This window comes from Streptomyces sp. NPDC006335 (genome assembly GCF_040612795.1).
In the GTDB taxonomy this organism is placed as follows: domain Bacteria; phylum Actinomycetota; class Actinomycetes; order Streptomycetales; family Streptomycetaceae; genus Streptomyces.
This window is the reverse complement of record NZ_JBEXQX010000009.1, coordinates 15,829-28,675: the sequence shown is the minus strand read 5'-3', so window position 1 is coordinate 28,675 and position 12,847 is coordinate 15,829. Positions and strand designations below refer to the sequence as shown.

Here is a 12,847-nt window from a genome sequence, read left to right as displayed (position 1 = left end):
CCGCCGGGCCGGTGTGCCGTTCGATGACTCACGCAGGGGCCGGCCCTGACCTCCCCGCGCCCCACGGGATGCAGGGGGAGGCGACATCCCGTGGGTGACGGGTGTAGGGGCCTTCGTGTGCCTGCCCGCGCAGCCAGTCGACGAGCCACTGCGTGAGCGACTGGCCGATCGGGGCGAGGGCATGCCGGGCGCAGCACAGGTTCGGGTCCCAGTCCCACATCCGGCCGTCGGCCGTGCGGAAGTCGATCAGCGTCCACATGGCGCAGCCCCGGTCCGTCAGCGGGACCAGCCCCGGCGGCAGAACGCCACCGGGGCCGCCGAACTGGTCGTAGGCCATGGCGAGGTCCGCGCAATCGCTGAACCACTTTCCGGTGTCGGTCAGCGACACCGCCTGCCACGGCCCGAAGCCACCGTCGGCGACTTCGAGATACATCCGCTTCAGCGGCGCGGGCATCGGATACCCGACCAGACGCTCGACGGCGCTGACGTCCTCAGGAGCTGCCGGGCCGGGCAGCCCTCGCTCCGCGGCGCGCTCACGGACCGCCAGGACGAGCTCGTCATCAGTCACCAGGTGATCCTCAACGACCCGCCTCTCCTTGTCGACACGGGCGGGCCTTCATACCTCCCCGTGGTTCCGCCATGAGGCCCCGACGAGGATCATTCGCCTCGTGACCGATGTGCGAGACGACCATCCGGGCGGCGGAGTGGGCGTGTTGGGCGTGTGGCGTGTCGCCACGCCGGGCCGCGTCCGGGGTTTCACCCTCGCCGCCGTCCCCGCGCTCGGGGCGGTGTCCGCCTGGCTGAAAGCCCCTGGTGGAACCTGCTGCTTGTCCGTCTGGAACTCACCACGGGGATGATCGTCATGGTGAACCCCTCGCCTACGCTCTGAGCGACCTCGCCTCCGGGACCGGCCAGGACGAACGGTTCGCAGCCGTACGCCACCTCACCGACGACCGACTCCTCCACGGACAACCACCGCCTAGCACTCCACTCGGACCGCACAGAGGCGGCCGTCCCTACCGTGCGCCACATGAACGGCGCCGCTCGGACGCGACGACCCGCACGGCCCCACCGGAGCCCAATGGGGAGGCTGGCTCCCCGCACGAAGGCCAGAGCACAAGTGCCGTGCCCCGTGCGGAAAGCCGTGCCGTCCGTCAGACAGTCGCCGGCGTCTCCGTCGCCGGTGTGGCCCCCGCCGGAGCCCCCCGTTTCTCCCGCCACCAGGACGCGCCCCAGGCCAGCACCGCTCCGCCCACCGCGTACGCGACCAGCACCCAAAGCGCCGAACCCGTCGCGTGGCCCGAGAAGTACACCGTGTTGCGGACCAGGGTCGTTCCGGCGCCGGGCGGCAGGGCCTGGCCGATCGCGCTCCAGAAGGCGGGGAGCAGGGGGGCCGGGTACACGCCGCCCGAGCTCGGGTTGCCGAGGACCACGAAGAGGAGGACGACCAGGCCGGTGCCCAGCAGGCCCAGCAGGGTCTGCAACGCCAGCGCCGTCGCGGCGGAGGCCATGACCGTCAGGGCCCCGATCGCGCTCAGGGCCCAGAAGTGGCCGCCCAGGGCGTCGAACACCGGGCCCACGATCAGCGCTCCGGCCAGGCCCGAGACGATCGCGTACGGGATCAGGGCCGCGAGGCGGATCAGGGTGCGGGGGCGGTTCGCCGGGCGGGAGCCGGACGCCATGCCCATGATCGTCGCGGTCAGGTAGCCGCCGATCACCCAGCCCAGGACCAGGTAGAACGACGTCATGCCGCGGCCGTCGCCGGAGTTGGGGGAGCGGATGTCCGTCACCGTGATCCGGCGTTTCTCGGACGCCTCGATCTTCTGCGCGATCTGCGTGGCCGTCTGGGAGACCGACGGGCCGCCCGCCGAGGCGACGAGCAGGGTGTCCTCGGTGCCCTTCGGGTCGAAGAGGAAGGCCGCGTCCGTGCGGCGCGTCATGACCCACTCGCGGGCAACGGCCGTACTGGAAGCCGCCATCGCCTTGACCGGCTCGCCGTCCAGCCCGTTGAGCTGCGCGACGATCTTCGCGGAGGCCTGTTGGGGGGCCACCACGGCCACGGGGATGCGGTGGGGGGTGGGAGAGTGGAAGGCGCCGACGTACGAGACGACGAAGGCCAGTTGGACCAGCAGGCCACCGAGGACCAGGCCGAAGGCCCGGAACGTCACGGCGTCCTTGAACTCCGCCGCGAAACCAGGGGACTTGGGGGCCGGCTCCGTGGGGGGTGCGCCGGCGGAAGGGCTGGAGGGTACGTTCACGGGCGCATCGTCGCACAGGCGGGTGAATTCGCCGTTCCGTTTGCCGCCTCACGCAAACCGGGTAGCCCGGGCGACCTACGGACGGGGCCGTCCGACCGCCGGGGACACCGGGCCGTCCGACTGCCGGGGACACCTACTCGTCCGGTAACCCCAGCTCCGCCCAGATCGTCTTCCCCGTGGCCGTCTGCCGACTCCCCCACCGCTCCGCCATCTGTGCGACCAGCAGCAGCCCCCGCCCGCCCTCGTCGAACACCCGCGCCCGGCGCAGGTGCGGAGCCGTACTGCTGCCGTCCGAGACCTCGCAGATCAGGGCCGAGTCACGGATCAGCCGGAGGACGACGGGGTCGTCGCCGTAGCGGACGGCGTTCGTGACGAGCTCGCTGACGATCAGTTCCGTCGCGAAGGACGCCTCGCCCAGGCCCCACGCCGTCACCTGTTCGCTCGCCGCCTTCCGCGCCCGCGCCACCGCCGCCGGGTCGCGTTCGAGCTGCCAGGTGCGGACCTTCGCGGCGTCCAGGGCGGAGGTGCGGGCCAGCATCAGGACGATGTCGTCGGCGGGGCGGGCCGGAAGGACCGTCCGCAGGACCTCGTCGCAGGTCTCCTCCAGCGGGCCCGCCCTGTCGGCGAGGGCACCGCGCAGCAGGTTCAGCCCGACCTCGATGTCACGGTCGGCGGCCTCGACGAGGCCGTCGGTGTAGAGGGCGAGCAGGCTGCCCTCCTCCAGTTCCACCTCGACGGACTCGAAGGGCAGGCCGCCGAGGCCGAGGGGCGGGCCGGTCGGGAGGTTCAGGAAGCGGACCTCGCCGTCCGGGGTGACCACGGCCGGTGGCGGGTGGCCGGCGCGGGCCATCGTGCAGCGGCGGGAGACCGGGTCGTAGACGGCGTAGAGGCAGGTGGCCCCCACCTCACCGGGTGTCGAGGCCTCCGCACCCCCGTCGCGGGTGTCCGGCCCCTCCTCCCGGTCGAGCCTGACGACCAGGTCGTCGAGCTGGGTGAGGAGTTCGTCGGGGGCGAGGTCCACGTCCGCGAGGGTGCGCACGGCCGTGCGCAGGCGGCCCATCGTCGCCGAGGCGTGGATGCCGTGGCCCACCACGTCGCCCACGACCAGGGCGACCCGGGCGCCGGACAACGGGATGACGTCGAACCAGTCCCCGCCCACGTCCGCGCCGGCCCCCGCCGGGAGATAGCGGTAGGCCACGTCCATGGCCACGAGGTGCGGCGGCCGCTCGGGCAGGAGGCTGCGCTGGAGGGTGAGCGCGGTGCGGCGCTCGTGGGTGTAGCGGCGGGCGTTGTCCACGCTCACCGCGGCCCTCGCGACGATCTCCTCCGCGAGCAGCAGGTCGTCCTCGCTGAAGGGTTCGGCCGTCCGGTGCCGCAGGAAGTGCACCAGGCCCAGGGTGACCCCTCGGGCGCGCAGCGGCACCATCATCGCCGAGTGGATCATGAACTTGGCCACGGTCTCGGCGCGGGCCGGGGAGGAGTCGACCCACTCCCGCATCCCGGGGTCCCAGGCCTTCGGCCGGGTGCCGCGGCCGGCGATCAGGGCCCGCATCGGGGGTGTGCCCACCGGGTAGAACGTCGTGCCGCCGGTCGGCACCACCGACTCCGGGCAGCCGTCGAGGACCGACAGCTGCGCGGTACGGCGTACCGTGACCGGCCGGTCCGGCGGCACCGGTTCCGGTTCCTCGCCGAGGGCCACCGACTCCAGCAGGTCCACGGTGACGAAGTCCGCGAAGCCGGTCACGGCCACCTCGGCCAGTTCCTCGGCGGTCCGGGCCACGTCCAGGGTGCTGCCGATGCGGAGGCTGGCGTCGTTGAGAACGGCGAGGCGGCGGCGGGCCCAGTACTGCTCGGTGGTGTCGAAGACGGCCGCGGACATGCCCCGCACCGCCCCGCTCTCGTCCTTCAGCGGGGACAGGAACATCGACCAGGCGTGGCCCCGGACCTCGCCGGGCGCCTGCCCGTAGTTCTCGTGGAAGACCGGCTCACCGGTGCGCAGCACCTGCCGCTGGAGGCGGTCGTACGTGTCGAAGGGCGGGTTCGGCTCGATCTCCCACAGGGTCAGACCGCGCATCGCGGCCACGCTGCGGCCCATCACCCGGGTCATGGCCTCGTTGGCCGACACCAGCCGCGCCTCGGTGTCGTAGATCGCCACCGGCACGGGCAACTGGGCGAGTGTGAGGTCCCACAGGGTCTTCGCGCCGGGTTCGACGGGCCCGGCCATGTGCTCGGGGACGGCGGCGGTCACCAGCCACGGCCGCGCGCCGTCGCCGTCCGCGAGCGGTGTCGCCTTCAGCCGTACGACCACCCGGTCGCCGCCCCGGTGCCGCAGCGCGACCTCGGTGGCCCAGGTCCGGCCCACGGCGACGTGACGGCGCGCGGACTCGGGCAGGTCGGCGGCGAGCAGTCCGGCAGCCGGCTGTCCTACGACTTCCTCGGCCTCGTATCCGAGCAGCTCCCGCGCCCCGGCGCTCCACACCGTGATCGTCCCGCCCGCGTCGACGACGACCGCCAGGCCCTCGGGTGCGCGTCCCTCCACGGTGCCTCCGGATGTGCCGCCCCTGCTGTCCATGCTCCCAGCGTCCCGCCGCGCAGCTCCCCGCTCAAGCGATGACAGGGGGAACACGGCGGCTCTGCCGTGAGGAGCCGCAGTCTTGCACGGGGTGAGGGGGGTGCGGAACGGAAAACGGTGATCTCGGGACCCGGAATCGGTGCTGGTCCAGGCCTTTCACCGGTTGCGGGGCCGTACCCCTGGAGGCGCGGCTTGGCCTGGTGCGGCGGCGATGCACCGAGGACCGCAGTCACGGTACGGGAGGGGCAGCGGCGCGGTGCGGCGGTGGCCACGGCGAGGGCGAGGGCCGGGCGCGGTCGTCGATCGGCACCGACCGCAGCTGTCCGGTGAGCGCCTTGCTTCCGAGGCGGCTGCGGGGCGGGCGGACACGGGCCCGGCTCCGGTACGACACGGTCGTCGGCCGGACGCGTGGCCGCGAGCCGGACGAGGGCCGGGATTCGCGGCCACGGGCCAGGTCGTTCCCGTGCTCCGGCCGTGTCGATCGGTGGCGTCAGCCCAGCGGGGTGTCGGCCCAGGGGAGGGACGCGGCCGGGTCGTTGAACGCTTCCTGGCGGGGCGGCTGGACCTCGTGGCAGGTGAAGCCGAGCCGGGTCAGGGCGCGGCCCACCTCGCTGGCGGTGAAGTCGCGGCGGTCCTGGCGGGTGATGACCTGACCGACCTGCTTGACCGGGTAGACGTGGGGGCCGACGGTCACACACAGGCCGGTGGCGGGTTCGGGCTGGACGCCGTCCATCGACCTCTCGACCTCGCTCATGGTCAGGTCGAAGGGAAAACGTGCGATGACGATGCGCATGGTGCCTCCACGGGGAGCGGTAGGGACGTGACGGTGAGAACGGCCAGGGTGCGGCCCTGTTCGTCTCCTTCGCGACGGGAACGCCGGTGGAGCGGCCACCGGCCCGTCAGTGGGTGTACGGCTATCGGCTGGTGGGGGTGGAGCGGCGGCGGCCCCGCGAGGAGCGGCCGCTGCGGTTGCGTCCCGCGGACCCGGAGCGCTTCGGGGCCTCGGCGGGCGCGGGAGCGGGGAGGACGACGGGCACGCCGGAGGGGGTGCGGGCGCCGGTGATGCGGTTCAGCTCGGCCTCGCCCGGGCGGACCCGGGTGGTCCGCGCGGTGACACCGGCGTCGGACATCAGACGGTCCACCGAGCGGCGCTGGTGCGGCAGGACCAGCGTGACGACGGTCCCGGACTCGCCGGCGCGTGCGGTACGGCCGCCCCGGTGCAGGTAGTCCTTGTGGTCGGCCGGCGGGTCGAAGTTGACGACGAGGTCGACGTCGTCGACGTGGATGCCGCGGGCCGCGACGTTGGTGGCCACCAGCACGGTCACCTGGCCGTCCTTGAACTGGCCGAGGGTCCGGGTGCGCTGGGGCTGGGACTTGCCGCCGTGCAGCGCCGAGGCCCGCACACCCACCGACAGCAGGTGCTTGGCGAGGCGCTCCGCCGCGTGCTTGGTGTCCAGGAACATGATCACGCGGCCGTCGCGGGCGGCGATCTCGGTGGCGGTGGCGTGCTTGTCGTCGTCCCGGACGTGCAGGAGGTGGTGGTCCATGGTGGTGACGGTGCCCGCGGAGGGGTCGACCGAGTGGACGACGGGGTCGTGCAGGTAGTTCCGCACCAGCCGGTCGATGTTGCGGTCGAGCGTGGCCGAGAACAGCATCCGCTGGCCGTCGGGGCGCACCTGGTCGAGCAGGGCGGTGACCTGGGGCATGAAGCCCATGTCGGTCATCTGGTCGGCCTCGTCCAGCACGGTCATGGTGACCTGGCTCAGGTTGCAGTCGCCGCGCTCGATGAGGTCCTTGAGCCGGCCGGGCGTCGCCACGAGGACCTCGGCGCCGGCCCGCAGCGCGGACGCCTGCCTGCCGATCGACATGCCGCCGACGACGGTGGCCGCGCGCAGGCGCAGCGCCCGCGCGTAAGGGGTGAGCGCGTCGGTGACCTGCTGGGCGAGCTCGCGGGTCGGTACGAGGACCAGGGCGAGCGGCTGCCGGGGCTCGGCGCGCTGTCCGTCCAGGCGGGCCAGCAGCGGCAGGCCGAAGGCGAGGGTCTTGCCGGAACCGGTGCGGCCACGGCCGAGGACGTCACGGCCGGCCAGGGAGTTCGGCAGGGTCGCCGCCTGGATGGGGAAGGGCGTGGTCACACCCTCGGCGCGGAGCGCGGCCTGCAGACGTTCGGGCAGGTCGAGGTCGGCGAACGCCTCCACCGCGGGCAGGGCCTCGGTGACGGTGGTGGGGAGGGTGAACTCGCCGCGGGGTGCGGCGGTGGGGCGGGAGCGCGGGTGGCTCGCGCCGCGGGAGCGGTGCCGGGACGTGTTGTTCCCGGTGTTCCCGGTTCGGCGGGTGCGGTCCATGGGAGGGGAACCCTTCCTCGATGCGTGCGGCACGTGTCGAGGAATTCCTCCGAGGCGCGGCGCAACCGCGCGAGAATTCGCAAGAAAGAGCCGAGGAAAAACGAAGAAAATCAGATTCTTCGGGACAATCAGATTCTTTCACGGCAATGGGACAGGGCCCGCACCCGAAGAGTGCGGGCCCCAGCCGTGAAGATACGCGTCAGCGTCAGGCGGGAACGATGTTCTCGGCCTGCGGGCCCTTCTGGCCCTGCGTGACGTCGAAGGTAACCTTCTGGCCTTCCTGAAGCTCGCGGAAGCCGGAGGTGGCGATGTTCGAGTAGTGCGCGAACACGTCGGCGCCGCCGCCGTCCTGCTCGATGAAGCCGAAGCCCTTTTCCGCGTTGAACCACTTCACGGTGCCAGATGCCATATTGAATCTCCCTAGGGGGCAGTGCCGGGACCCGCACTGTACGGACCCCGAGTCGCCGCGATGGACTCCCCTCCGGAAGACCCGGAAAGACGCCGGAGAACTCATGTGAATTCTCCGGAAACCAAAACTGCAACTTTTATCACGGTAACACACGGTAGGTGGGCGGATCTACGGCGCCCTGAATTCTGGTGGCGACCGGGCCGAAAACTTCGCCGCGCCCTGCACGTGATTCTGTCGCGGCCGTGACAGTTATTCGCCCGGAGGCCGCCGCATCTCCTCGATCCGCCGGAGGGCCTCGGCGAGCCGGTCCTCCAGGACGACGATGCGGCAGGCCGCCTCCACGGGGGTGCCCTGGTCGACGAGCTCGCGCGCCCGGGCGGCGATGCGCAACTGGCCCCTGGAGTACCGGCGGTGACCGCCCTCCGAACGCAGCGGCGTGATCAGCTTCGCCTCCCCGACGGCACGGAGGAAGGCGGGCGTGATGCCGAGGATCTCGGCGGCCCGCCCCATCGTGTAGGCGGGGTAGTCGTCGTCGTCGAGGTTGCCGGCGGGGGAGGTCTCGGCGGGCATGGCACCTTCGTTCCGGTCGTGCCGGCGGGATGCGGCACCGGGATGGTCCCAACTCTAACGTCGAGACCCACCTAAATGTGGCGCCACGACACCAGACTTTTGTGCCCGGCGGAAGACCCCGACAAATCCCTCCGACGCCCACAGTGATCCGCCACACGTGCGCCCCCCGACGCTCAGGAGAACAGCAGGCGCGAGGTAAAGGGACCGGGGACCCCGTCGCCGTCGCTGCGAAGTTCCCACCCTTGACGCCCAGCCGCCCCCTAGCGCTCCCCCGGCCCTAGCGCTCCCCTCCGGGCCCTCGGCACTCAACGGCCCCGACCCCCGGCCCCGACCGGCCCTCGGCCTCGCCGGCTCCCAGCTCTCGGCCGCGACCGGCCCCCGGGCCCCCGGCTCTCGGTCTGGCCGGCTCCCGCCTCCCGGCCCCCGGGCTTACCGGCCCCGCCTCACCGGCCCCGGCCACCGACCTCACCGGCCCCCGGCCCCCGGCCCCCGGCCCTTGGGCCCTCGGCCCCCGGCCCTCGGCCCCCGGCCTCACCGGCCCCCGGCCTCACCGATCGTTGACTTTCAGCCGATCCAGGCATCCGGCCCTTCCCCGGCCCCCGCTCCCGCCGAGCAGGACGTACACCCCCCGTCCCCGCTCCCGCCGAGCAAGACCTACACCCCCGCTCATATCAAGCAGGAGGTACACCCCGTCCGCCCACGCCCAGCGACGCCCACCCCCGCCACCCCCTCACATCGGATATGGCGTATTCGCCCGCGCCGCCCGCGGACGCGGTGACGGCCCATGCCGTCGAGGAGCTCCGCCGCCCGGCCCGCGGTGGGACGGGAGCCGTCTCCTGACACGGCCCCCGTCCCTCCGCCGCCCGCCGGCAGGCACCCGCACCGACGCCGGGCGGACCGCCGCAGCCCGGTGTTCGATTAGCACCGCGATGTCATACCCTGCATCTTCGGTGGGCCGGGCTTCGCAGGGGGGACACAGGAACCCGGACCGAGATCCTTCCCTCTTTCTCAGTCGGGCGGGCGGTTCTCTGACGAGCATCTAGTGAAACTGGCTGGAATTGATGGATATGCCACCGCAGATTCGTTCGCGGGCGAGACTCTGGGCCGTGGCGGCCGTCGTGGCCGTCGGGTTCTTCATCGCGATGGAGTGCGTCGCGCGCCACTACGATCTGCCCGGACCGCTCACCACCCAGGCGCGGGAGTTCGTGTACCCGCCGAAGTCGGGCCCCCTGCTGTACGCCGGCCTGGCCCTGATGATGGTGGTGCTGACCTGGCGGCAGCGGTTCCTCGCGCTCGGCACCGCGGTCGGCGTGGATCTCGTCATCGCGGTGGTCCGGTGGGTGCTCGACATCAAGGTGACCCACGGCCACCCCTTCGGCAACGGCGCGCTGTGGGTGATCGTGGCCTGCGCGGTCATCGCCCTCACCCGCCGCACCGGCCCGGAACGTGTCCTGCTGCTGAAGGGCGTCGGGCTGGGCCTGCTGCTGGTGGCCGGCCGCAAGACCGGGGACACCTGGCTCCTCATCACCTCGAAGTCACGGCACCTGGTCCTCGACCCGTACCTGGCACTCGCCGACCACGCGCTGGGCAACCCGTCATGGGTCATGGGCCGCGTCATCACCGCCACCGGCGCGTTCGGCTTCAACTTCCTCGACACCATCTACGGCCAGCTCGCGGTGGCCGCGGTGGTCGTCGCGCTGTACCAACTGCGCAACGTGGCGGCCGAGCGCCGCTTCCCGCGCCACCACCTGGTGCGCACCTTCCTGCTGATCGGCCTCCTCGGACCGGGCATCTACATGATCTTCCCGGTGGTCGGTCCGGTCTTCGCCTACGGCACCGGGACCGACCACTGGGCGTCGATCGCCCTGTGGTCCCCGCAGATACCGAGCGACGGGCACTGGGCGGTGGCGAACCTGTGGCCGCAGACACCGCCACCGATGGCCGCCCCCCACTCCATACCGTTCGACGAGGTCACCCCCCGCAACTGCATGCCGAGCCTGCACACGGCGTGGGCCACCGCGATCTTCATCCACTCCCGCAAGGGCCCCAGGCTCCTGCGGTACGGGGGCGCCTTCTGGCTGATCGCCACCCTCTGCGCCACGCTGGGCTTCGGCTACCACTACGGCGTGGACCTCGTCGCCGGTGTGGTGTTCACCCTCACCATCGAGGCGGGACTGCGCTCGTTCGACCGCGCCTGGGACCGGACCGGACTCCGGCTGACCGCCTACGGCACGACGGTCTTCGTCGCGCTCCTGGTGTCGTACCGCTTCCTGCCGACGCAGATGGCCGAGTACCCCTGGCTGGCCGGACCGCTGCTCCTGCTGGCGATGGTCTCGGTGATCTACGGCTACACGCGGACCGTCGCCCGGTGGGAACCGGCGACCGGTCCGGCGCGAGCGCGGCAGCCGCAGCCCGAACTGCTGTGAAGGGCGGTGGGCGCCCGGATCAGCCGCCGATCCGCTCGATCCACTCGCCGCCGCCCAGCGGATAGTCGTAGCCCGGGCGGCCCACGTCGGCGCTGGTCCGGAACGGCTTGCCGGCGTCGTCGATGTGGACGGTGCCGCTGCGGCCGCCGCTGGACCAGTCCAGGCTGAGGTCCCAGCGGACGTCGTGCGCCTTGGTGCGGGCGGTGACGTAGAAGACCTCCGGGTCGGACTCGCTCACCTTGTACGGGAAGGGGCGCTGGCCGTTCTTCACGGTGACCGTGGGGCTGCCGTTGTCCAGGTCGATGTCGAACGACTTGGTGCCGACCCCGCCTCCGCAGCCGACGCCCATCGAGTAGTCGTTCCAGGCGAGCGGCGCGTCCTTGGTGAGGAAGCGGACGTGCAGGGCGTTCAGGACGACGGTCTCCTCGCCGGTGCCCTGGACGGTGAGCGCGATCCGCTGCTCGCCCGAGGAGACCGCCCCGTACGCGTCGGCCCAGCGCCGCGCGTCCTGCTCGCCGGCCGGCGGGCCGACCTGCTCGGGCTCGCTGTCGACGAGGAAGTGCTGGCTGCACGGATCGTCGTAGACGTAGGGGCGGACGCCGACGGCGAGCGGGACGGCGTCGGTGGCACCACCCCCGGTGCCCGCGCTCTGCCGAGCCTTGCCCTTCGAGGTGCCGGTCGCGGATGGGGCGATCTTTGTCGGCGAACTGCCGGCCGACGCGGACGGCTCGCCGCTCCGGTCGGCGGACGGGGTGGTGGAGGGCTGACCCGCGGTTCCGACGTCCAGGGGGCTGGTGGACGCCGGCGCGGTGGTGTCCCCGGCCCGGACGAACGTCGGGCGCAGGGCATAGGTGACGGCGCCCAGCGCGGCGACCACGGCGACGGAGGCGATCAGGGCGGTACGGCGACGCCGGAGCCATGAGGACCTCCGACCCGAACCGCCCAGCCCCTCCGTACTGGCCGGACTCTCTGTACTGCCCGGGCCCTCCGTACTGTCCAAGACCTCCGTGCTGTCCGGCCCCTTGGAACCCTTGGAAGCGGTCTCCTGATCCGCGCCCTTCGCCGCGGCCGGGTCCGTCCTGCGCCCCCGTTCCGCGTCCGCGAGGATCCAGTGCCGGTGCAGCTCCACCAGCTCCTGCGGGGTGGCCCGGCAGACCCGCGCTAGGCGCTCCACCGGGGCGTACTCCACGGGCACGGCGGTGCCGTTGCAGTAGCGGTGCAGCGTCGACGTACTCATGTGCAGACGCTTGGCGAGCGTCCCGTAACTCAGCCCCGACCGGTCCTTGAGCTCCCGCAGCCGCTGCGCGAACGCCTCCGTCCGCTCGGTCCCCGTTGCCCCTGACACCCGTTCCCCTCAACCCCGCGCATCCCAGTCCCGCATTCCAGGGTCAGCGCGTTCCCCCTGGTCAGAGCCCATTTCCGCGTTCCAGCGTCCCCAACTGCCCGCTGGGCGTGGCGAACGGGACGGATCACCTCACAAGCTTCGGTCATCCAATCACCACCGCCACCCGAGCTCGAAGGGGCACATCGACATGTCCAGCACCTCCCGCGCCCGTCTCGTCGCCGCCGCCGCGACCACCGTTCTCGCGGCGCTCTCGCTGACCGCGTGCAACAACGGGACAGGCACCCAGGACGAGGGCGGCGCGGCCGGCACGAGCCCTTCCTCCACGGCGTCTTCTCCGGCCAGGGCGTCCAACTCCCCGGCCCCCTCGGCCGCCACGGACCAGTCGGGCACCACGGGCTCCTCGGCCGCCACGGGGTCCTCCGGCGCCGGGTCCACGGGCGGCACCGCGACGTCCACCGCGCGTACTGCGGTGTCGAAGGCGCCCGCCGCCGGGAAGCCGGTCACCTGCGAGGGCTCCGTCACCAGGACGGTCGCCGCACCGCTGACCCGTCCCGTGAACCACCTGCTGCTCACGGTCACCAACACCGGCAGCAAGAGCTGCTACCTGTACGGCTACCCGGCCGTCCGGTTCGGCGGGGCCCAGTCGGTGCCGCCGGTCATCGAGGCCTCGCAGCCGCAGGCGGTCGTCACGCTCGCCCCGGGCGAGTCGGGCTACGCCTCCGTGAACCTGGCCGCCACCGACGGCAGCGGCGCGAACGGCCACACCGCCACGTCCCTGACCGTGTACTTCCAGGGCCGCTCCGGCAGCGGCAGTGTGGGCACCGGCGCCCGCCCGCCGCTGCCCGCGAAGGGCGTCTACGTCGACGACTCGCTCAAGGTCACCTACTGGCAGCAGTCGATGGACGACGCCGTGAGCTGGTGA

The 12,847-nt window shown here is 72.4% G+C and carries 10 protein-coding genes; 2 read left to right on the top strand and 8 right to left on the bottom strand.

The features are described 5' to 3' along the window. Positions 1–28: 28 nt before the first annotated feature. From ABZ098_RS24430 to ABZ098_RS24400, 7 genes are all read right to left on the bottom strand, one after another. Positions 29–568, bottom strand: coding sequence for an SMI1/KNR4 family protein (locus tag ABZ098_RS24430; RefSeq protein ID WP_356594457.1), 540 nt, complete (start codon positions 566–568; stop codon positions 29–31). Between the two features lie 586 nt (positions 569–1,154). After that, positions 1,155–2,258, bottom strand: coding sequence for a DUF3533 domain-containing protein (locus ABZ098_RS24425; protein WP_356594455.1), 1,104 nt, complete (start codon positions 2,256–2,258; stop codon positions 1,155–1,157). 133 nt (positions 2,259–2,391) lie between these two features. Further along, positions 2,392–4,830 carry a SpoIIE family protein phosphatase gene (locus ABZ098_RS24420; RefSeq protein ID WP_356594453.1) on the bottom strand — a complete coding sequence of 813 codons (2,439 nt, stop codon included), beginning with the start codon at positions 4,828–4,830 and terminating at the stop codon, positions 2,392–2,394. Positions 4,831–5,320: 490 nt separating this feature from the next. Continuing rightward, positions 5,321–5,623, bottom strand: a complete 303-nt coding sequence (locus ABZ098_RS24415; RefSeq protein ID WP_053852860.1) for an SCO5918 family protein — start codon at positions 5,621–5,623, stop codon at positions 5,321–5,323. A 121-nt stretch (positions 5,624–5,744) separates the two neighbouring features. Next, positions 5,745–7,175: a DEAD/DEAH box helicase gene (locus ABZ098_RS24410; protein WP_356594451.1), complete on the bottom strand. Its 1,431-nt coding sequence runs from the start codon at positions 7,173–7,175 to the stop codon at positions 5,745–5,747. Positions 7,176–7,380: 205 nt separating this feature from the next. Next, positions 7,381–7,584 (bottom strand): cold-shock protein, encoded by a 204-nt coding sequence (locus tag ABZ098_RS24405; protein WP_007383480.1) that lies wholly within the window; start codon positions 7,582–7,584, stop codon positions 7,381–7,383. Positions 7,585–7,833: 249 nt separating this feature from the next. Continuing rightward, positions 7,834–8,154 (bottom strand): MerR family transcriptional regulator, encoded by a 321-nt coding sequence (locus ABZ098_RS24400; protein ID WP_356594449.1) that lies wholly within the window; start codon positions 8,152–8,154, stop codon positions 7,834–7,836. A gap of 1,106 nt (positions 8,155–9,260) precedes the next feature. Here ABZ098_RS24400 and ABZ098_RS24395 point away from each other — a divergent pair. Beyond that, positions 9,261–10,580, top strand: coding sequence for a phosphatase PAP2 family protein (locus ABZ098_RS24395; protein ID WP_356594447.1), 1,320 nt, complete (start codon positions 9,261–9,263; stop codon positions 10,578–10,580). A gap of 19 nt (positions 10,581–10,599) precedes the next feature. Here the strand turns inward: ABZ098_RS24395 and ABZ098_RS24390 are convergent, their stop codons facing one another. Further along, complete coding sequence (locus ABZ098_RS24390) at positions 10,600–11,925, bottom strand: helix-turn-helix domain-containing protein (RefSeq protein WP_356594445.1); 1,326 nt, start codon at positions 11,923–11,925, stop codon at positions 10,600–10,602. A 187-nt stretch (positions 11,926–12,112) separates the two neighbouring features. Between ABZ098_RS24390 and ABZ098_RS24385 the strand changes: the two genes are divergently transcribed. After that, positions 12,113–12,847 (top strand): DUF4232 domain-containing protein, encoded by a 735-nt coding sequence (locus ABZ098_RS24385; RefSeq protein WP_356594443.1) that lies wholly within the window; start codon positions 12,113–12,115, stop codon positions 12,845–12,847.